Source organism: Acinetobacter sp. 24-47-67, from assembly GCF_056779735.1.
Genome location: NZ_JBWYIK010000018.1, coordinates 1 through 18,612, shown reverse-complemented (window position 1 = coordinate 18,612; position 18,612 = coordinate 1). Strand labels below are relative to the sequence as shown.

The following is an 18,612-nucleotide window of genomic DNA, read 5'->3' as shown; positions in this document are numbered from 1 at the left end:
AAGTGAAACCTCTTAGCGCTGATGGTAGTGTGGGGTTACCCATGTGAGAGTAAGTCATCGCCAGCTCATTATTCTAAACACCCCCTTCAATAGAAGGGGGTGTTTTTTTATGCAGTAAAGAATGAATTAAAGATATAAAAATAAAAGCCCTCATGAGAGGACCTTGTATCAAATAATAGATTAAAGTTGTCGTCGAGCGTGTTTTAACGCAGTTCTTAGGCCTTCCTCTAGCGTTGGATGGTAGAAAGGGTGATCTAGAATTTCATCAACAGTAAGATCACTGGAGATAGCCCAAGCGAGCAAATGTGCTAAATGTTCTGCTGAATAACAAAGAAATTCTGCTCCGAGAAGTTTACGTGAGTATCGATCGACGTAAACCTCTACAGCCCCAATATTTTGTCCATTGACAATCGCTCGTCCTTGCTTTTCGTAGGATACGATACCTGTAACAAACTCATGATTGGCTTTACGCAGTGTGTGATAATTGGAGCCGATCCCTGCCATTTCTGGTGAGCTAAACATAATACCCAATGGGGTAAGACTTTTTTTCTGACTCGATTGATGTTGATTGAGGCAATTATGAACCGCCAATTTACCTTCATAAGACGCTTCATGCTGGATAGGCGTTGCAGTAAATGCATCACCTACAATGTAAATGGGGTAGTCACCAAGCTGTTTAGTGGTTGGATCAACAGGTAATTTCTTTAGATCAATGAATTCATCATTTATATGCTGAATATTTAACGTATCTAAATTCGTAGTACGACCAGTCGCAGATAATAGGTAATCAACTTCTATAGATTGATTGCTACCATTTTCGATAAAGTTAATTTGAACCTTATCTTCGCCTAATTTCTCAACCTGCTCGGGTAAAATCTCATATTTGATATTTAATTCTTTTGAGAATATTTCTTGAGCAAGCGTTTGTAAGTCTAGGCTAGTCAATGAACCAATTTTTTTACTGCGAGCAAAAACTGTAGTTTCCACACCTAGACGCTGCATGGCTTGTGCAAGTTCGATTGCAATGACACCGCTTCCAATTACAGCTAAACTTTTTGGTAAAGTAGGTATTTCAAAGACTTGATCAGAAGTTAAATATAAATGACCAAGTTTTTGTTGCCAATCTTGATTTACTGTTGGTCTTGAACCAACAGCGATAATGAACGATTTAGCTTGGTATTTCTTATTATTAACATTGATTGTGTTTGCATTTACAAATGTTGCGCGACCTGAAATTTTGTGCGCTGTAGGCCATGAATTAACGTCCTTCAGTGTTGCATTTGTAAATCGATCACGTAATTGCTGTACATGTTGCATAACATCTTTAGTGTCAATTTGAGAAGAAATTTTTAGCCCAAGTTGTTCTGAAGTTCTCGCATTATAGGCAAGATTAGCTGATGAAATTAGAACTTTACTCGGCATACAACCTACTCGAGCACAAGTGGTATCCCACGGACCGTCGTTCACAATAAGTATATTTTGTGTAGTTTTAATGGCTTCTTTATAAGCTGAAATACCAGCAGTACCAGCTCCAATAATAATGATATCGTACATATTGTATTGAGTAAGAATGATTTGAATTCACTATATAAAAAAAACTTCGATGAATAAGGTTTTTTTTCAATTTATTACACTTAAACCTTTAACTTTTGGTGATATCCATATTCTGAAAATTTGTATTATTTAAAACTAAGTATTTTCATGGTTGTTATTGAAATAAGATGAGAGAAAAAGGCGCTTGTGCGCCTTTAAAATGAATAAGATACATTTATCTTATAATGATGTACCTGCATGCACACCAACAGTTGGTTTTACATTCATCGATGTGCAACCGAGTAAAAGAAACGAACAACATAATGCAATACAAATTTTATTCATGAATGAGTCCTAATGAATTTGCTTTATTAAATAGTAACGTAGAACGACTACCTGACTTACATACTAAAAGTATAGGTTTAGGTAGACTATTGTAATACTTCGCAAACTCATGAACATCTGCATCTGTTATTTGACCTGAAATAACAGGTTGGTAAATCAAACTGATTTTAGACTTTTCGGCTAAAGCTCTTAATTCACTTGCAGTTGTTTCGTTACCTGATTCTTGATCAGGACGGTTAACGATCACAGACTTAAATCCCTGCTGCATTAAGGCATTGAATTTTGTAGCAGTCATATGACCCGATACACTCACAGATGGATTAAGTGCTTTACTGAGCGGTTCTGATGCTGAATGACTTAGCGTTACGATACTAAAAATGAAGGTGGAAAGGATGAATCTAAACCACATCTTAGTCATCAAGCAAATCCATTTGTTTTGCTAATTGGTAAAGATTGTTAGAGCGATTTCCCGTACGACAGAACATTAATACTGGTTTTGGTAGCTCATTGAAATGATTTGCAAAAGTACGAACGTCAAGCTCAGTAATTTGACCTGCAACTACAGGTTGATATACATAATCTAAGCCTTGAGCGCGTGCAGCTTCTTCAATTTGGGCACTTGTTGGCTGTTCTGGTCCGCCTTCCATATCGGGGCGATTATTAATCACAGATTTAAATCCTTTTTCAACAACTTGAACTAAATGTTCTGGCCCAATTTGACCAGCAAAACCTACATTTTCACTCATTGCGTCACTCCCAAAATAAATTAAAAGACTATGCTACTATCATAGCATCTCGCTCAGATATGAGCTTTGATCGACACAAAAAATTTAAAATAAAAATCGTATGAATATATGCATGGAGCACCTATGTACGATTACACCGTAGAGCCGTTGTACGTACAAAAAGCAAATGAGTTGATCGCTGCTGACCTTTATTTGCCTGTCAAAGTTAAAAGACCTCCTGTGCTTATTATGGCGCATGGTTTTGCAGGATTACGTCAATTCAAATTAATCCAATATGCGCAACGTTTTGCTCAATCAGGTTTTGCAGTTGTACTCTTTGACTATCGTTGTTGGGGAGGAAGTACGGGTAAACCACGAGAAATGGTCTCTATCCGTCAGCAGCTAGAAGATTGGTATGCTGTGATTGCGCATATCAAATTATTCCCTTTGGTTGATGGACACCACCTTTTCTTATGGGGAACGGGTCTGAGTGGCGGATATGTTCTAAAACTTGCATCTGAGTTAAATGGGATTCGGGCTGCAATAGCGCAAGTACCCTTTGTGGACGGAAATGCCAGCAGTAAAATTTATCCAATTCAACATATGGCGCAGGCTTTAAAGTTATCGAGTCAGGATTTAATGGCAGCCAAAGTAGGACGTGTTGGAAAAACAATGCCTGTCGTTCATCCTTATGCATTAAGTTTTTACCCGAGTCAGGATAGTTATCAAGGGTATATGTCGATCGTTGATTCAAACTATTATTGGAGCGGTGAGGTGCCTGCAAGAGCTATGTTAGACGTCATACGATTTCGACCGATTACTACGGCAAGAAGTATTAAAATTCCTGTGTTATTTATAGCTGCCAAGAAAGATGCAGTTATTCCCATAGAGATTAGTCGTGAAACTGCAACCAATATGGCACCTTATGTGGAATACCATGAGTGGAATATGACACATTTTGATATTTATCAAGCAAATTGGATGGAAAGCGCAATCAAGCTTCAATTAGAATTCTTAGATCAAAATAGAGGAGTAAACTCATGATTGTTGTTTGTCCATCTTGTGGCGCAAAAAATCGTGTACCTGAAGATAAAATCCAATCTCAGCCGAATTGTGGTCAATGTCATGAGCATTTGATTCCGCTTGCCCCTATTGAGCTGAATGAGCAAAACTTTAGTAACTTTATTACCAACAGTGATTTACCAGTATTGATTGATCTTTGGGCAGAATGGTGCGGGCCTTGTAAAATGATGGCACCGCATTTTGCTGAAGTAGCCAAATCAAATCCGCATGTGGTTTTTGCGAAGATAGATACTGAAGCGAATCCGCGCTTAAGTGCTGCCTTTAATGTTCGTAGTATTCCAACGTTGGTATTGATGAATAAAACGAATGAAATTGCTAGAATAAGTGGTGCATTACGTGCAAATCAATTACGAGATTGGTTAAATCAGCAATTAAATGCTTAACCAATAGGCCAATATTTGGAGTGACTGTGTCAGATTCTCAACTTAAGCCAGAAGGTACATTATCCCTTCAAACCATTGCTATGCCTGCAGATACCAACTGGAGTGGGGATGTTTTTGGTGGTTGGATTGTTTCACAAATGGATTTGGCTGGAGCTATTCATGCAGAGCGTTATACAAAAGGTCGCTGTGCAACCATTGCAATTAATCAAATGACATTCCTTGTGCCTGTTAAGGTGGGTGATGTCATTAGTTGTTATACTAAAATTTTAAAGCTCGGAAATACCTCAATTCAAATGCAAATTGAAGTATGGGATAGTCACGACTCTTCACGTCCAGCGAAAAGAGTGACAGAAGGTGTTTTCACTTTTGTTGCGGTGGATGTGAAAGGGGCAAAACGCCAGATTCCAGATGATGTTAAACAAAAGTTTCAAGAATCTCTAAGCATCTAATCACAAAAAATCCCAACATCGTTGGGATTTTTTATTAGGGAAACTTTTTTAGGATCAATATGATCATGAGCTTTATTGCTTAAGTTGAGATTTTGCAATCCAAGCCCAGAGCATTTCACATTGAATTGGCTCTTCGCCAGATTCATCTGTCACGATCACCTTGACAAGGGTTTCACCTTTTTCAGACTCTTGCATCTGTTTTTGTTGATCATCAGTCAATGTAGCGACTGCAGTCATCGCACCTTTAGATGGGCGTTTGAAATCTACTTTTAAGCTTTTTATTAATACGATTGAGGTATCGGGTACATTCATGCCCGTAACAAAGCCTGTAGCTGTTTCAGCGATCAGCGCCATTGCGCATGCATGCACTTGACCAATATGATTTTGCATTGCTTTATGGTTTTCGATTTTAACGACAACTTTAGCATGACTAACTTCAAGATAACGTAATTTAGCGGTTCCCACCATTGGAACGACACGGCCGAAAGCTTTGCTCCATAAAGTACTACGGATACCTTGTGGAAACTTAGATGTCGCTTTTACTAACTTAGATAAACGATTGCCTTTTGCCATGATCAGTTCCTATGATGGAGCAAAGAGATTAGTCTTTGAAATTGTTAAATTGAAGTGGGATACCGAATTGTTGTTCTTTTAAGAACGCCATAACTTGTTGTAAAGTATCGCGCTTCTTGTCAGTGACTCGGATTTTATCGCCCTGAATAGAAGATTGCACTTTGATACCACTTTCTTTAATGGCTTTATTAATTTTTTTTGCTGTATCAGAGTCAAGACCGTCTTTAAGTTTAATCACTTGAATGACATTTTTGCCAGATGCTGTCATTTTTTGCGGATCTAGTGCTTGAACGTCGACCTTGCGTTTATAAAAATGATTTTCCAGCATGTTGTAAACTTGCTCACATTGGAAGTCACTTTCAGTCGAGATCTTAATTTCTTTATTTTTTTCGTTTAATTCGATCGAAACGTCTTGACCACGGAAGTCGAAACGCGTTCCGATTTCCTTTTGTGTGTTTTGAACTGCATGATTTACTTCAAAAATCTCTAATTCTGAAACAATATCGAAAGATGGCATAGTTTAGACCTTTACAAATAGAAAGAATATCTGAGATGCTAGGGATGTTTTCTTCATTTGCCAAGTGTTGTTTACATCAAAGGAGTGCGCAATGATCCGTAAACAAGAAATTACAACATTTGAGTTCCCAGCTGACGCGATTATCTGGGATGTACGTGATACAAGTGCTTATGCTGAAGCACATGTGAAAGGAGCGGTGAACCAACCGATTTCCACACTTTCAGCAGATAGCCTGACTCAAGTTGCAGCGGATCAACCGATTTACATTTTATGTGGCGGCGGAAGTAAAGCACCACGTGCTGCAGAACTATTAGAGGGCTTTGATAGTTCACGTGAATATGTGGTCTTAATGGGTGGTACTCGTGCTGCTCGTGAGGCAGGATTACCTTTAGAGCAAGGTTAATCATGGTTGAAAAAAAGCGCCTTATGGCGCTTTTTTAGTTTCAATAAATCATGATGATTGAGTTTTAGTCTGAAAATATGGCTTCTTTATTCTTACTTTCTTTCTAAATCGATGAACATTGAGTTTATTGAGTAAAGTTTCAGATACAGGGCATGCTGTTTTTAAGATTTGAGCCACTAGAATTTCAGCACACAAAGGAGCAAATAAAAAGCCTTTAGAGCCCAAACCTGAGAGTGTATAAATTTCAGTATCAGATTCAACCTGACCTAAAAGCGGAAAATAATCCTGACTTTGTGCACGAACAGAAGCTCTACCATGCCAAGAATGATGGTCAGGAAATTGTGCAGCAATATCTGGTGCGAAATCTGCAAGTAACCTGTAGTTATGTTCATGATCTTCATCAAGAACATCTTGATCATCTCGATTAGGGTAAAAAGAAGCACCTAAAATGATTTGTTGATCATTTAAAGGCATACAGTAGCCACCATAGCTATATGCTTCATGTTTCTTGAACTGTGTGGATGAAACATGGTTAAACCAGCTAACTTGACCACGTATTGGTTTTAAAATCGGGAAATCATCAAAAAGATTCATACTTTCACGGGCACAACAAATAATCACATGGTCAAATTGATATTGTTGTCCAACATGATCTGTTATACCGACTTGATGATTGGCAAGTAGATCCCACGATTTGATTGTCGCTTGCTGAAATTCGATCAGTTCATTCGATAATATTTCTTTAGCCAAATCATGTGGTCTGATTGTTCCAGCCTGTTTCAAGGTGAGGAATGCTTGGTTGAACAGGCTGTTTTCAGCAGCACAATTTGCTTCGAGTATGTTTTCTGGATATTGATTTGCAAGATCGAGAAGTTCATCAGCGTGTTTAAGAGGGATTTGATGGACTTGCGCGGCGTCAAAGGCTTCAAATTTTGAATAATGGTTCATTGCATGTTGCCATGCTAATGTCATTAAGTGATCGGCACTTTGTTCAATTGGACAGAGCTTGGGATTCAATAAAGCCAGAGGATTTCCTGACGCGCCACTTAATGGCTCATGGCGGTCAAATAGGCTGACGCGGTGACCTCTTAATGCAAAGGCATAGGCACAACTTAAACCCGCAATTCCAGCGCCTACAATGCCTATACGGCGTTGAGAACTTGAGTGTGGTTTGTATTGGTAATCTTCGGGAGAGAGCTCACTTTTTTCAGCCTCTTCGTCTAAAGGCAGTAAAACTCCCTTTAGCATTTCACGTTTGTGTCCGAACCCTTTTGGGCGTGTAATTTTCACGCCGTGTTTTTTTAATCCTCTTTTGAGGATGCCAGCAACACTGAAAGAGGCAAAAGTAGTTCCAATATCTGATAGTCGAATAATTTGCTTCAGAACTTGATCTTCCCACATATCTGGATTACAGGCAGGAGCAAATCCATCTAAAAACCATGCATTGACAGTGCTAGTTTTGGCAATGACTGGAAAAACATCATGTGCATCACCTAACCAAATATCAATACTAAAACGCTCATCTGGAAAATGAAGGCGGTGGCATCCTGCAATCGGCAGTGGATATTGGGCAATGAGTTGATCTGATAAATGTTTCAGTTCAGGCCAAGCATTTAAAGCTCGGATCAGATCAGCCTTGCTCAATGGAAATTTTTCCACCGTAATGACATGCAGTTGACTATGATTATTTGGACGAATTGATTGCCAAAGTTGCCAAAGGGTGAGGATATTTAAACCCGTGCCGAAGCCAGTTTCTCCGACTGTGAAATGTTCAAATGGTTTTAAGTCCGATAGGCGTTCATGTAGATCATTACCATTGATAAAGACATGACGCGTTTCAAGAAGGCCATTGGCTTTTGAAAAATAAACATCACCGAAAATTTTAGAAACTGGAATATCGATTCCATCAACGAGTTGCCAATCGAGATCAGCAGTTTGAATGGCCTGAGTCAAAATTTGAAACCTTTGAAAAGCGTGTCAGTGGTTTACCACTGACGACGTCGTTTTGTATAGATGTAACTGGCAATAATAAAGCCGACAAAAATACCGACAGCCATTGTTGCTGCACCGTACAAAAACATTTGAGCACTACGTTCACTTTGAAGCACCTGAATTTGTACACCTAAATTATCATTTTTTAGTTGTAATTCTTGATTCTGTGCTAAAGCTTCTAGGTTTGCTTTTTCAAGCTGTTGGAGACGTGTTGCTTGGTCTTTGACTAAAGCCTTTACTTTTGCTTCTTGAAGCGCTTTATTTCGTGCAATTTGTTCAGCTGTAAGTGGCTTTGCAGGCGTAGCTGTTGCAGGCTGAGACTGTGCAGTTGGATTCGCTGGTGCAACAGTAGTTGCTGCGGGTTCAGCCCAAGCTGAAGATACCAATGCAGAACTGATGAAAAGAGCAGAGCGTGTCAAATTCATCATCTTATTCATGTGGTAATGCTTTATTAAAAGGTTTTACGTCAATGCTGGCATAAATGCCTTCTTTTAAAAAAGGCTCATCTGCTAACCATTCATCTAACGCTTCACGGCTTTCAAAATCTAAAATAAGGGTGCTGCCATAAAATCCAGCTTGTGGATTATTACGATCTTTTGGCATCGCGCCAGCGACGATTACGCGACCTTCCTCAGCCAGTTTTTCAAGGCGTGCAAGGTGTTGTGGGCGTGTTGCTAAGCGTTTTTCAACAGTACCTTCTTGGTCGGTACACGTCACTACAAATAAGGGCATGGCGAAATCTCTATATCTTCTTTCAACACGATTATTCTTCTGCAGATTTAAAGTGTTTTCGTAAAATGATGAATTGAATAATGATAAATGAAAACATCACAATCATGTCACCAAAAGCAGTAAATTCACCCCAATATTTTCCATCCATGAACACGAAAGCAAAGAAAATATGCAATGATGCCATACCAACAAACATCGCGGCCCAAGCATAGTTTAAATTTTTCCATCCCTGCGGTGTTAAATTTAAAATAGGACCAAATAAGCGTTGAATGAGAGGTTTGCGGTCTTTACCAAAATAAGGTGAAATTATGAAAGCACCAGCAAATACAAAATTCAAGATCGCTGCTTTGAGACGAATATAAAAATCATCGCTCAACATGAGAGTAATACCACCAAAAATCACCGTCATAAATAAAACAATCCATTGTTGTTTATCAAGATGAAATTTTTGGCGGACAAATAATGCGCCGTAGACCACGAGCATAGAAATGATTAAGCCCGTTGTAGCAACGAGAATATGGTTATTGTCTACGCCACCTGCAGAGCCGATCCATTGCAGTAAAGGGTGATTGTTATCTTTGGGATCGACAGTTTTGTAAAGCCAAAAGAAAATTATGAGTGGCACAAAGTCTAAAAGTGCTTTCATGTTAAAGTATCTATGCAGTTCAGGTGGATGGGTTAGTATAAAAGATGCAAGGCGTAGATTTACACACACATAGTAATATTTCTGATGGAACTTTGTCGCCAGAGTTACTGGTTCAAGCTGCGCTCGAAAAAGGGATACATACCCTTGCACTGACTGACCACGATAGCATGGATGGTTTGGTTTTGGCTGAAAAAGTTGCAAAAAATCAACCAATTCAAATTATTTCAGGTGTGGAAATTTCAAGTCAGTGGTCTAGACCTTCGACCAAAAAAAGTTATGGTGTGCATGTGGTCGCACTGAATATGCAATCACCTGATCCTTTGCATAAGCTACTAGAACAACAAAAGATAATTCGAGCTGAGCGAGCTCAACTGATCTGTGAATTGTTGAAGCCTCTTATTGGAGAGGATATTTACGCGGATGTGGTTGCGAAGGTCGAGGGTATACCTGATCGTGTGACACGAACCCATATTGCGAAGACGCTGGTCGAGAAGGGTCATGTTTCACGTCCGCAACAAGCTTTTGACAAATATATCAAAGAAGGTAAAAAAGCTTATGTTCAGTTTGAAGGACTTGGTCTGGAGGAAACGATACGTGTAATTCATGAGGCTCAAGGGTTTGCTGTTTTGGCACATCCTACCCGTTATGATTTATCTGCGACGAACATTCGTTATTTAATTGAAATATTTGCACGTTACGGAGGCGACGCAGTTGAGTTGCCACCTGCGATTGAGCCTACCTCGACGCGACAAATGGTAGACCGAATGATTGCCGAATTTGGGCTTAAAGTATCAGTTGGAAGTGATTTTCATGGAGATAATATGCCATGGATAAAATTGGGGAATATCCCTCAAGTGAAAGAGGGGCAGGTTGGCATATGGGAAAGTTTTATTGTATAGAAATTCTCTTATAACAACGGATAAGAGAATTTTAGACGTTGATAAGACATTAAGCTGTCATGAATCAAAGTAAGTTGTGATCTTGGGCTTGGATCGGTGGAGGAGTTGGTTTTCCTAAAGTCCCGAGTAGTTCAATCTCGATTGTACGAACCATGGCATCGAGTGGAAGATCATTACTTTGCGTACCAAAAGGCTCTTCTATTTCAGAGCTGAGCGCATCAAGCCCCAAAAACGTATATGCTAAAATACCGACTAAAAGTGGCGTTGCCAAACCGAGCACCGAGCCTAAACTAAATGGAAGCATAAAACAGAAAAAATAAACAGTGCGGTTTAAGAGTACTGAATAAGCATAAGGTAAAGGAGTCGTAGCAATACGATCACAGCCTGTTTGAACCAAACTTAACTCAGTTACATGTTGGTTCATTTGTGTATAAATAATGTCTGAAATTTCGCCTTCTTTCAGTGACTGCATCAACTCCCATTGAATCAAACTTAATGTGTATTGTGGTGCATTGGCTTGCTGGTAAAGTTGAGTTAAAGCTTGTGGGCTCATGCCACTGGTTTGATGCAAAGCATCGGGACTGACTGTTTGATGACGAAGACGGTCACGCAGTACGTTAGCAAAAACAATCATATGCTGAATTACACGTTCACGACGACCCTGCGGCAAGATCCGGCAGTCTCGATCGAAATGTCGAGCATTGGCGATTAAGCTTCCCCATAATTTACGCGCTTCCCACCAACGGTCATAACACGCTGAATTTTTGAAACCTAAAAAAATCGACAATACCACCCCGATCAGTGTAAACCCAACCAAAGGAATTTCGGGGAATCTATAGAGATTTATATATTCAATTCCCCCCACGATTGCTGAAATCAGCATAACGATTCCAAGTGGAGGTAATACCTTCGGTAAGATGGTTCCACGCCATGAAAATAATAGTTTTAGCGTATCGGTTTGATCACGAACAATCATGTAAATCAATCTTTCATTTTTCTATGATCTTCACTAGTTCAGCGAGTATTGTCAATGATAAAAAATGGAAACTTCGAGCAATTTTATTCTGTAATTTATAGACTTATTCTCGGATCAGTTGGTGCTCCATAAAAGAGTAGCTGCCTTCGGTGGAAATGATGACATGATCGAGTAATTTAACCTCAATTAAATTACAAGCTCTACTTAAAGATTTCGTCAAATTGATATCGTCAATTGAGGGCTGAGGAATTCCTAAAGGATGGTTATGTGCAATAATCACAGCACTCGCCTGAGTGTGGATGATATGTCGAATAAACTGATTAATTGAAACTGCACAGTGGTTAGTAGAACCAAAGAATAATTTTTTAAAATTAATTTTTCTGAGCCTTGCATCTAAACAGAGTACCGCGAAAATCTCTTGAGATTCGCCAATAAGTTCATAGCGAAGATAATCTTGAATTAAATCAGAGCGACTTAAATCAATTTGTTGGTTCAATTGATGTTGCAAGTAACGCCGTCCAAGCTCTTTGACAGCCATCAATTGAGAGTATTTAGTATCTCCCATGCCATGGAACATGCGAATTTCGTCTATCGATGCATCAAACACTGCATTTAAGCTTCCAAAATGTTGCAACATCAATCTTGCTAATTCGACCGCAGAATGTTGTTGAGATCCTGATCTTAAAAAGATGGCGAGGAGTTCTGCATCAGAGAGGCTATGAGCACCTTGGCGGAGTAATCTTTCTCTCGGTCGTTCTTGTTCGGGCCATTGTTTGATCGAATTATTCATTATTATTCACTGTTTTAAATTATTTTAACTTTTGAATATTCACCAAGGTATATCTTGGGTGGCAGAATATTTAATGCTATTGTGAGCGCCACTGCAATAAAAAGGTGACGTGATCTTGAGTTTTGATCTTAGTGTGTTCTCCAATAAAAATATTATTCTTGCTGTTACAGGTGGTATCGCTGCTTATAAAAGTGCCATCTTAGTACGCCGACTTAAAGATTACGGATTTAATGTCCGAGTTGTAATGACTCAAGGTGCCCAAGCTTTTATTACGCCGCTTACCTTTCAAGCATTGTCGGGTAATCCAGTGCATACTGAACTTCTAGATACAGAAGCTGAAGCTGGAATGGGGCATATCGAATTAGCACGATGGGCGGATTTGGTGCTTGTCGCTCCTGCTAGTTGTGACAGTATTGCTAAATTTGCTTGTGGATTAGCGGATGATTTACTCAGTACACTCTATTTGGCAACAAAAGCACCTGTTTGGATCGCACCAGCCATGAATCAACAAATGTGGGCGGCTAAAGCAACACAGCGCAATTTGAGTACTTTGGTCGATGATGGTGTGCATGTCATTATGCCTGAGGCGGGTTCTCAAGCGTGTGGCGATGTTGGATTAGGACGTATGCCTGAGCCTGAAGATTTAGCTGAACAGGTACGAGAATATTTCCATAAAGCGCAGCGTGCAATTGCAGAAAAATTTGGCTTGCTGGCGGGTAAAAAAGTGACGATTACCGCAGGTCCAACTCGAGAGGCAATTGATCCAGTGCGTTATATTTCAAACCACAGCACTGGAAAAATGGGGTTTGCTATTGCTGCCGCATGTTATTCAGCAGGTGCTGAGGTGACACTGATCGCGGGTCCTGTCAGTTTAGATACACCGAATGGAGTCAAGCGTTTAAATGTGTCTTCAGCGAGACAGATGCTTGACTTAAGTATGAATCAGTTGGAAACGGGATGTGATGTATTTATTGCGACAGCTGCCGTAGCGGATTATCGTGTTGCAGAAGTTGCGGAACATAAAATCAAAAAAGCTGGTGATGAGTTAGCTGTCTCTCTTGTTAAAAATCCTGATATCGTGGCGACGATAGCTTTGCAAGACAAACGTCCATTTATGGTCGGTTTTGCAGCTGAAACGCGTAATGTTGAAGAATATGCCGCAGGTAAGTTGGTGGCTAAAAAACTAGATATGATTGCATGCAATGATGTTTCAAGAGCGGATATTGGTTTTGCTTCAGATGAAAATGCGATGACCGTATTTTTTGCTGAACAATATGAAATGGAAAAACGTGATCTTGAAAAAGCTTCAAAGCAAGAAATTGCACAGCAATTAGTTGAAGCTATCCATGATGCATTACATCAAGAAAAACGACCTGTTTAAATGTAGGATATAAAAAAGACCGCAAATGCGGTCTTTTTTATAAGGGGGAAGTTAATCGGATGATTAAGCTTGACCTTCAGCAGCGGCTGCTTGAGCACGTTGCATGTTTGCCTCAAATTCAGCATCGAAGTTAATCGGTGTAAGAAGTAATTGAGGGAAGCTACCTTTAGTTACAAGATCATTCACCGCTTCACGAAGGAATGGGAACAAAATATTAGGGCAATAAGCACCAAGAATGTACGGAAGACGTTCATCTTCAACGCCATCAATCAAGAAAATACCTGATTGTGTTACGTCTACGATAAATGCAGTTTCACCTGCATTCGCAGCTTGTACAACCACTTTTAAAGAAACTTCAAAATGAGTTGGATCTACTTTTTCAGCTGATGAAGAAAGATTGATGTTTAACTCAGGTTGCCATTCTTTTGTAAAAACCGCAGCACCAGGAACTTCAAAAGAAATGTCTTTTGTATAAATACGTTCTAATGCTAATTGTGGTTGAACTTGTTGTTCTTCACTCATTCTTAATTCCTTAGATTTAGTGATTATGCCAATAATTCGTCTAGTTTACCTTCACGCTCTAAAGCATAAAGTTGGTCGAAACCACCGATGAATTGATCTTTAATGAAAATTTGTGGCACTGTGCGGTGGTTGGTTTTTTGCATTAACTCAACACGAACCTCAGGTGCTTCTTTTGATAAATTAATTTCTTTGTACTCAATGCCTTTACGTTCAAGGAGTTGCTTTGCACGTACGCAATAAGGACACATCGTTGTTGAATATACAGTCACTTGAGCTGTCATTTTACAAACTCCTTAAGCTTTTTTGCTTTTTACTAAAGGTAAGCCTTGAGCTTTCCAGTTACTAATGCCACCGTCTAAACGATAACTATCTGTATGACCGACTTGTTGTAAAGCAGTGCCTGCAACTTGGCCTAAATTACAAATGAATACCAATGGACGGTCCGCAGCTTTTAATTCTTCAACATTTGCAGCAATTTGACTATATGGAATATTTCGACTACCGCTAATATGACCTTCACGGAAATCTTTAGCATCGCGCAAATCAATCAGCATCGCATTTTTAGCTTTCACTAAAATTCCGAGCGATTGTGGCGAAATTTTACGACCACTACGTTGTCCTTCAAAAACGAAAAACAAAACAATAAGGGCCCCTAAAATTGCAAATAAAAAGGGGTGATTCCCCATAAATTCGAACCAACGTTCCACAAATCACCTAATGACTAATTAAAAACTGCGTTGAGTATAACGTATATATATGGTGATCAAAATCACCGCTTCAAGGGTGCACTTAAAGAAAACTAATTTTTTTGTTGCGCCTCAGTAATCTCATCAATTAGACGTAAATAACTTTCTAAACGTCTTTGTAAAATATCACCATTTTTGACACCTTCTTTAAGCGCACATTGCTTTTCGTGCGTATGGGTGCAATTGCGATACTGACAATGTCCTAAGAGCGCAGAAATTTCAGGAAAGCCACCATCGATTTTCTCGTGATCTAAATGCCATAAGCCAAATTCACGAATACCTGGGGAATCGATTAAAGCACCATTTTCACCAAAACGAATTAAACGTGTTGAGGTCGTGGTATGTTGACCGAGTGCGGAGTTTTCTGAAATGACATTGGTTTTTTGATCAGCATCAGGAATGATGGCATTAATAAGTGTACTTTTCCCAACACCTGATTGACCTACAAATGCAACAGTTTGGTTGTCAATACGTTTAATCAACTCATCTAAATTACCATTAGATTGGGTCAGGATGAAGTCATAACCAAGTTGACGATATTCTTCTGCTAACAGCAAAATTGGATCATTTTCTTTCAGTAAATCACATTTGTTCAATACTAATAAAGCTGGAATATTGGCATCTTCACATGCAACCAAATAACGATCAATTAGGGTTGGTGCAGGTTCTGGTAACGGTGCAATCACGATGACGATCAGGCTGATATTTGCAGCTACTGGTTTTACTTTGTGATAACGATCTGGGCGAGTCAACAAGGATTGCCGCGGTTGAATCGCTGTGATAATACCTAAGCCAGTATTTGGATCTGCTTGCCATTTTACGCGATCACCTGTAACCAATAATTCTAAATTGGTACGGGTATGACAACGCCAAACGCTATTCAGCTCAATAGGTTTCCAAAAAGGTTCTGGCTCACCTTCTTTGGTATCTGGTTTTATTGGATGTTGATCAGGCAAGGAGAGGGCTTGTACTTCGAGTTGTCGACCATAGTGTTGGACGACTAAGCCTTCTAAGTCGTGAGACGTGTCGATTTCTTCTTGACGTGTTTGATGTTGTTTCTGAATACGACGTTGTTGTTGCTCTGTTAAACGACGCTTACGAATTAAAGCCATTCACAACCTAAAAAACCTTGAAATTTAGATGGCAAAAATAGCATGATGAGCCATGGATTTACAGCCAAGATCGGAATAATTTGCTACTATCCATCTTTAATTTAGCCCAATAAGATTGCACTTTATGAGCAGCACCCCAGATACCCGCTTAATTTGGATCGACCTTGAAATGACAGGGTTAGATACAGACAATGATCAAATTATTGAAATTGCAACGATTATTACAGATGATCATTTAAATATTCTTGCTGAAGGTCCAGTGTTAGCTGTACATCAGTCAGATATTATTTTAAATGCGATGGATGAATGGAATACACGTCAGCACGGGCAATCTGGACTTATTGAACGCGTACGCCGTAGTAAGTTAACTGCGCAAGATGCTGAGCAACAAACACTTGAATTCTTAAAAAAATGGGTCAATCCAAAATCATCTCCAATGTGTGGAAACTCAATTTGCCAAGATCGCCGTTTCTTACATCGTTTAATGCCAGAGCTTGAGCAGTTCTTCCATTACCGTAATTTGGATGTGTCTTCTGTTAAAGAGTTAGCAAAACGCTGGCGCCCAGAAATTATGAGTGGTTTAAAGAAAAATGCTTCTCATCTTGCGATGGATGATATTCGTGACTCAATTGCTGAATTGAAGTATTACCGTCAATATTTTTTCATCTCAAATAATTAAAAAGTTCTGTTGAAATTTTAGAAAAGGGGCTAAGGCCTCTTTTTTATAGATTTTATAAATGATCGAAAGAACAAAGTATTAATTAAAATGTTTAAAAGTTGATAGCAAAAAATAAACTGACTTTTATGCTGATAGATCTCAGAATAGTGAAAATTTAAGAATGATAACAGAGACTAAGTTATGCAAAGTAGTAATCCGATTTTAACCCGTGTAGAGACTGTATCCAATTATCAACACCCCATGACCATTCAAGGCGCGATTCAGAAATCAGTTGTATTAACTGTGATTTCTGCAGCGGTGGGTATCGCGCTGTTTATTTATAGCTTTATGACTTTAAATGTCTCACTCGCTTATGCCAGTGCGATGGTGGGGGCGATTGGTGGATTCATTCTGGCACTCATTACTACTTTTAAGCCGAATACTGCTCGAACTCTGGCTATTCCATATGCTTTATTTCAAGGTGCATTTTTAGGGGGGATTTCAGTCATATTTCAACTGAAATATCCTGGTGTTCCTTTAAAGGCTTTGCTTGCAACATTTGTCACGACTTTGGTGGTGTTCGCGCTTTATCGTTTCCAAATTATTCGTGCGACTGAGAAATTTAAAGCGGTTGTGTTGTCAGCCACCATTGCGATTGCGATTGTATTTGTTCTCCAATTTATTATGAGTTTAGCTTTTGGTTCGAGCATTCCATATATATTTGATAATAATTGGCTAGGTTTAGGATTTGCAGCTTTTGTGGCCATTATTGCATCATTAAATCTAATTTTAGATTTCGACCTGATTGAAAATGCCGCAGCTCAATATGCGCCTAAAGCGATGGAATGGTTATGTGGTATTGCCTTGTTAGCCACTTTAGTTTGGATGTATTTCTCTTTCTTGCGTTTAATTGGTCTACTGTCTAGTAATGACTAATGTAGTTCAGCTAAGGCGTGTAAAAAGATCAGACTGATGTCTGATCTTTTTTTAGCGTCTAATTCGGTTTAACAATTTTTTGAAAAAAGATGCATTATGCAATTTCGTAAATGCTCTAGACTTGGCATCATGCATAAAAATTAATTTGAGTGAGAGTCACATGGCACAAGGACTATTAGCAGGTAAACGTTTTTTAATCGCGGGTGTTGCGAGTAAATTGTCGATTGCATTCGGTGTTGCAGAAGCTCTACACCGTGAAGGTGCAGAATTGGCATTTACCTATCCTAATGAAAAAATGAAGAAGCGTGTTGATGACTTTGCTGAACAGTTTGGTTCAAAACTAGTTTTTCCATGTGATGTTGCTGTTGATGCTGAAATCGAACAAGCATTTGCTGAATTAGCAAAACATTGGGATGGTTTGGATGGCGTAGTGCATTCAATTGGTTTTGCACCAGCACATACTTTAGATGGTGATTTTACTGAAGTTACTGATCGTGAAGGTTTTAAAATCGCACATGACATCAGTGCCTATAGCTTTATTGCCATGGCTCGTGCGGCAAAACCACTTTTAACTGCTCGTCAGGGCTGTTTGCTCACACTCACTTACCAAGGTTCAGAGCGTGTGATGCCAAACTATAATGTTATGGGATTGGCGAAAGCATCTTTAGAGGCTGGTGTTCGTTACTTGGCTTCAAGTTTGGGTGCTGAAGGAATTCGTGTCAATGCGATTTCAGCTGGTCCAATTCGTACGCTTGCGGCTTCAGGTATCAAGTCTTTCCGTAAGATGCTTGATCTGAATGAAAAGGTTGCACCTTTAAAGCGTAATGTTACGATTGAAGATGTAGGTAATGCGGCATTATTCTTATGTTCACCATGGGCGAATGGTATTACTGGCGAAATTTTATATGTAGATGCTGGTTACAATACGGTGGGTATGAGTGCAGATTTAATGCTAACAGAATAAATCTCATCTTAATAAGAAATAAAAATCGGCAATTTATTGCCGATTTTTTTTACATTTTTTAAAGTTCATTTATGTAACCAAGACTAGGTAAATCGTATTTTTTTTGATTAAATATTAAGAAATTCTTTAGCCTTATTAAATTATAAAAGACAGATAATAACCATGCTTGCCAACATCTTTTCGGCATTGGAACAGCTCGGCCTAACCGCCCAAAACAGAGCCCTCCACATCCAATTCAGTCATTCAC

General features: G+C 39.1%; 24 protein-coding genes. 9 read left to right on the top strand and 15 right to left on the bottom strand.

Annotated features, from left to right (window positions below):
* Positions 1-180: 180 nt before the first annotated feature.
* The 3 genes from AC1M9K_RS14350 to AC1M9K_RS14340 form a co-directional block, all read right to left on the bottom strand.
* Positions 181-1,554 carry a dihydrolipoyl dehydrogenase gene (locus tag AC1M9K_RS14350; RefSeq protein ID WP_481589622.1) on the bottom strand — a complete coding sequence of 458 codons (1,374 nt, stop codon included), beginning with the start codon at positions 1,552-1,554 and terminating at the stop codon, positions 181-183.
* 316 nt (positions 1,555-1,870) lie between these two features.
* A complete protein-coding gene (locus AC1M9K_RS14345; RefSeq protein ID WP_180000531.1) occupies positions 1,871-2,296 on the bottom strand; it encodes a protein tyrosine phosphatase family protein in 426 nt (141 codons plus the stop codon).
* Positions 2,289-2,624 (bottom strand): protein tyrosine phosphatase family protein, encoded by a 336-nt coding sequence (locus AC1M9K_RS14340; protein ID WP_035269714.1) that lies wholly within the window; start codon positions 2,622-2,624, stop codon positions 2,289-2,291. The genes AC1M9K_RS14345 and AC1M9K_RS14340 overlap by 8 nt, the downstream gene beginning before the upstream one ends.
* 123 nt (positions 2,625-2,747) lie before the next feature.
* Here AC1M9K_RS14340 and AC1M9K_RS14335 point away from each other — a divergent pair, with 123 nt between their 5' ends.
* The 3 genes from AC1M9K_RS14335 (at position 2,748) to AC1M9K_RS14325 (ending at position 4,518) form a co-directional block, all read left to right on the top strand.
* The gene (locus AC1M9K_RS14335) at positions 2,748-3,647 is read left to right on the top strand and encodes an alpha/beta hydrolase (protein ID WP_092768900.1); all 900 of its coding nucleotides are present in this window, start codon (positions 2,748-2,750) and stop codon (positions 3,645-3,647) included.
* Positions 3,644-4,069: a thioredoxin TrxC gene (trxC, locus tag AC1M9K_RS14330; RefSeq protein ID WP_481589621.1), complete on the top strand. Its 426-nt coding sequence runs from the start codon at positions 3,644-3,646 to the stop codon at positions 4,067-4,069. Before AC1M9K_RS14335 ends, trxC begins: the two co-directional genes overlap by 4 nt.
* Positions 4,070-4,149: 80 nt before the next feature.
* On the top strand, positions 4,150-4,518 hold the full coding sequence (locus AC1M9K_RS14325; RefSeq protein ID WP_218945426.1) for an acyl-CoA thioesterase: 369 nt from the start codon (positions 4,150-4,152) through the stop codon (positions 4,516-4,518).
* Positions 4,519-4,590: 72 nt separating this feature from the next.
* Here the strand turns inward: AC1M9K_RS14325 and AC1M9K_RS14320 are convergent, their stop codons facing one another.
* Positions 4,591-5,091 (bottom strand): DUF4442 domain-containing protein, encoded by a 501-nt coding sequence (locus AC1M9K_RS14320; RefSeq protein ID WP_035269707.1) that lies wholly within the window; start codon positions 5,089-5,091, stop codon positions 4,591-4,593.
* A 28-nt stretch (positions 5,092-5,119) separates the two neighbouring features.
* Positions 5,120-5,608: a YajQ family cyclic di-GMP-binding protein gene (locus AC1M9K_RS14315; protein ID WP_035269703.1), complete on the bottom strand. Its 489-nt coding sequence runs from the start codon at positions 5,606-5,608 to the stop codon at positions 5,120-5,122.
* Positions 5,609-5,699: 91 nt separating this feature from the next.
* Between AC1M9K_RS14315 and AC1M9K_RS14310 the strand changes: the two genes are divergently transcribed.
* Complete coding sequence (locus tag AC1M9K_RS14310) at positions 5,700-6,011, top strand: rhodanese-like domain-containing protein (RefSeq protein ID WP_180000521.1); 312 nt, start codon at positions 5,700-5,702, stop codon at positions 6,009-6,011.
* 48 nt (positions 6,012-6,059) lie between these two features.
* On the opposite strand, the gene mnmC is transcribed toward AC1M9K_RS14310, so the two are convergent.
* From mnmC to AC1M9K_RS14290, 4 genes are read right to left on the bottom strand one after another with little or no spacing between them, the layout of a single operon-like run.
* Positions 6,060-7,964: a bifunctional tRNA (5-methylaminomethyl-2-thiouridine)(34)-methyltransferase MnmC2/FAD-dependent 5-carboxymethylaminomethyl-2-thiouridine(34) oxidoreductase MnmC1 gene (mnmC, locus tag AC1M9K_RS14305; RefSeq protein WP_481589620.1), complete on the bottom strand. Its 1,905-nt coding sequence runs from the start codon at positions 7,962-7,964 to the stop codon at positions 6,060-6,062.
* Positions 7,965-7,996: 32 nt separating this feature from the next.
* Positions 7,997-8,428: an SH3 domain-containing protein gene (locus tag AC1M9K_RS14300; protein ID WP_481589623.1), complete on the bottom strand. Its 432-nt coding sequence runs from the start codon at positions 8,426-8,428 to the stop codon at positions 7,997-7,999.
* Between the two features lie 4 nt (positions 8,429-8,432).
* Positions 8,433-8,735, bottom strand: coding sequence for a YciI family protein (locus AC1M9K_RS14295; protein WP_035269693.1), 303 nt, complete (start codon positions 8,733-8,735; stop codon positions 8,433-8,435).
* Between the two features lie 31 nt (positions 8,736-8,766).
* Positions 8,767-9,381 carry an inner membrane-spanning protein YciB gene (locus AC1M9K_RS14290; protein WP_092768884.1) on the bottom strand — a complete coding sequence of 205 codons (615 nt, stop codon included), beginning with the start codon at positions 9,379-9,381 and terminating at the stop codon, positions 8,767-8,769.
* Positions 9,382-9,425: 44 nt separating this feature from the next.
* Here AC1M9K_RS14290 and AC1M9K_RS14285 point away from each other — a divergent pair, with 44 nt between their 5' ends.
* Positions 9,426-10,280, top strand: a complete 855-nt coding sequence (locus tag AC1M9K_RS14285) for a PHP domain-containing protein (protein ID WP_035269688.1) — start codon at positions 9,426-9,428, stop codon at positions 10,278-10,280.
* 64 nt (positions 10,281-10,344) lie between these two features.
* Here the strand turns inward: AC1M9K_RS14285 and AC1M9K_RS14280 are convergent, their stop codons facing one another.
* Positions 10,345-11,256 (bottom strand): bestrophin family protein, encoded by a 912-nt coding sequence (locus AC1M9K_RS14280; RefSeq protein ID WP_035269686.1) that lies wholly within the window; start codon positions 11,254-11,256, stop codon positions 10,345-10,347.
* 103 nt (positions 11,257-11,359) lie between these two features.
* Positions 11,360-12,046, bottom strand: a complete 687-nt coding sequence (gene radC / locus AC1M9K_RS14275) for a RadC family protein (RefSeq protein WP_035269684.1) — start codon at positions 12,044-12,046, stop codon at positions 11,360-11,362.
* Positions 12,047-12,161: 115 nt separating this feature from the next.
* On the opposite strand from radC, the gene coaBC reads away from it, so the two are divergent.
* Positions 12,162-13,427, top strand: a complete 1,266-nt coding sequence (gene coaBC / locus AC1M9K_RS14270) for a bifunctional phosphopantothenoylcysteine decarboxylase/phosphopantothenate--cysteine ligase CoaBC (protein WP_035269682.1) — start codon at positions 12,162-12,164, stop codon at positions 13,425-13,427.
* 63 nt (positions 13,428-13,490) lie between these two features.
* Here coaBC and secB read toward each other — a convergent pair whose 3' ends face one another.
* From secB to rsgA, 4 genes are all read right to left on the bottom strand, one after another.
* Positions 13,491-13,949, bottom strand: a complete 459-nt coding sequence (gene secB / locus AC1M9K_RS14265; protein ID WP_035270796.1) for a protein-export chaperone SecB — start codon at positions 13,947-13,949, stop codon at positions 13,491-13,493.
* A gap of 23 nt (positions 13,950-13,972) precedes the next feature.
* Positions 13,973-14,230, bottom strand: coding sequence for a glutaredoxin 3 (gene grxC, locus AC1M9K_RS14260; protein WP_035270794.1), 258 nt, complete (start codon positions 14,228-14,230; stop codon positions 13,973-13,975).
* A 12-nt stretch (positions 14,231-14,242) separates the two neighbouring features.
* Positions 14,243-14,656: a rhodanese-like domain-containing protein gene (locus AC1M9K_RS14255; protein WP_481589619.1), complete on the bottom strand. Its 414-nt coding sequence runs from the start codon at positions 14,654-14,656 to the stop codon at positions 14,243-14,245.
* Between the two features lie 92 nt (positions 14,657-14,748).
* Positions 14,749-15,807: a ribosome small subunit-dependent GTPase A gene (gene rsgA / locus AC1M9K_RS14250; RefSeq protein ID WP_481589618.1), complete on the bottom strand. Its 1,059-nt coding sequence runs from the start codon at positions 15,805-15,807 to the stop codon at positions 14,749-14,751.
* A 124-nt stretch (positions 15,808-15,931) separates the two neighbouring features.
* Here rsgA and orn point away from each other — a divergent pair, with 124 nt between their 5' ends.
* From orn to AC1M9K_RS14235, 3 genes are all read left to right on the top strand, one after another.
* Positions 15,932-16,486 carry an oligoribonuclease gene (orn, locus tag AC1M9K_RS14245; protein ID WP_035270788.1) on the top strand — a complete coding sequence of 185 codons (555 nt, stop codon included), beginning with the start codon at positions 15,932-15,934 and terminating at the stop codon, positions 16,484-16,486.
* Between the two features lie 180 nt (positions 16,487-16,666).
* The gene (locus AC1M9K_RS14240) at positions 16,667-17,401 is read left to right on the top strand and encodes a Bax inhibitor-1/YccA family protein (protein ID WP_481589617.1); all 735 of its coding nucleotides are present in this window, start codon (positions 16,667-16,669) and stop codon (positions 17,399-17,401) included.
* 160 nt (positions 17,402-17,561) lie between these two features.
* A complete protein-coding gene (locus AC1M9K_RS14235) occupies positions 17,562-18,365 on the top strand; it encodes an enoyl-ACP reductase FabI (protein WP_092768909.1) in 804 nt (267 codons plus the stop codon).
* Positions 18,366-18,612 lie beyond the last annotated feature (247 nt).

What these genes read in the sequence shown, in the direction of transcription:
- AC1M9K_RS14285 (WP_035269688.1), top strand. Translation starts at nt 9,426, where the DNA reads ATGCAAGGCGTAGATTTACACACACATAGTAATATTTCTGATGGAACT.
- radC (WP_035269684.1), bottom strand. Translation starts at nt 12,046, where the DNA reads ATGAATAATTCGATCAAACAATGGCCCGAACAAGAACGACCGAGAGAA.
- AC1M9K_RS14320 (WP_035269707.1), bottom strand. Translation starts at nt 5,091, where the DNA reads ATGGCAAAAGGCAATCGTTTATCTAAGTTAGTAAAAGCGACATCTAAG.
- AC1M9K_RS14240 (WP_481589617.1), top strand. Translation starts at nt 16,667, where the DNA reads ATGCAAAGTAGTAATCCGATTTTAACCCGTGTAGAGACTGTATCCAAT.
- AC1M9K_RS14310 (WP_180000521.1), top strand. Translation starts at nt 5,700, where the DNA reads ATGATCCGTAAACAAGAAATTACAACATTTGAGTTCCCAGCTGACGCG.
- AC1M9K_RS14350 (WP_481589622.1), bottom strand. Translation starts at nt 1,554, where the DNA reads ATGTACGATATCATTATTATTGGAGCTGGTACTGCTGGTATTTCAGCT.
- AC1M9K_RS14280 (WP_035269686.1), bottom strand. Translation starts at nt 11,256, where the DNA reads ATGATTGTTCGTGATCAAACCGATACGCTAAAACTATTATTTTCATGG.
- AC1M9K_RS14325 (WP_218945426.1), top strand. Translation starts at nt 4,150, where the DNA reads ATGCCTGCAGATACCAACTGGAGTGGGGATGTTTTTGGTGGTTGGATT.
- rsgA (WP_481589618.1), bottom strand. Translation starts at nt 15,807, where the DNA reads ATGGCTTTAATTCGTAAGCGTCGTTTAACAGAGCAACAACAACGTCGT.
- AC1M9K_RS14300 (WP_481589623.1), bottom strand. Translation starts at nt 8,428, where the DNA reads ATGAATTTGACACGCTCTGCTCTTTTCATCAGTTCTGCATTGGTATCT.
- AC1M9K_RS14295 (WP_035269693.1), bottom strand. Translation starts at nt 8,735, where the DNA reads ATGCCCTTATTTGTAGTGACGTGTACCGACCAAGAAGGTACTGTTGAA.
- AC1M9K_RS14315 (WP_035269703.1), bottom strand. Translation starts at nt 5,608, where the DNA reads ATGCCATCTTTCGATATTGTTTCAGAATTAGAGATTTTTGAAGTAAAT.
- AC1M9K_RS14290 (WP_092768884.1), bottom strand. Translation starts at nt 9,381, where the DNA reads ATGAAAGCACTTTTAGACTTTGTGCCACTCATAATTTTCTTTTGGCTT.
- secB (WP_035270796.1), bottom strand. Translation starts at nt 13,949, where the DNA reads ATGAGTGAAGAACAACAAGTTCAACCACAATTAGCATTAGAACGTATT.
- AC1M9K_RS14335 (WP_092768900.1), top strand. Translation starts at nt 2,748, where the DNA reads ATGTACGATTACACCGTAGAGCCGTTGTACGTACAAAAAGCAAATGAG.
- AC1M9K_RS14235 (WP_092768909.1), top strand. Translation starts at nt 17,562, where the DNA reads ATGGCACAAGGACTATTAGCAGGTAAACGTTTTTTAATCGCGGGTGTT.
- orn (WP_035270788.1), top strand. Translation starts at nt 15,932, where the DNA reads ATGAGCAGCACCCCAGATACCCGCTTAATTTGGATCGACCTTGAAATG.
- trxC (WP_481589621.1), top strand. Translation starts at nt 3,644, where the DNA reads ATGATTGTTGTTTGTCCATCTTGTGGCGCAAAAAATCGTGTACCTGAA.
- AC1M9K_RS14345 (WP_180000531.1), bottom strand. Translation starts at nt 2,296, where the DNA reads ATGACTAAGATGTGGTTTAGATTCATCCTTTCCACCTTCATTTTTAGT.
- grxC (WP_035270794.1), bottom strand. Translation starts at nt 14,230, where the DNA reads ATGACAGCTCAAGTGACTGTATATTCAACAACGATGTGTCCTTATTGC.
- AC1M9K_RS14340 (WP_035269714.1), bottom strand. Translation starts at nt 2,624, where the DNA reads ATGAGTGAAAATGTAGGTTTTGCTGGTCAAATTGGGCCAGAACATTTA.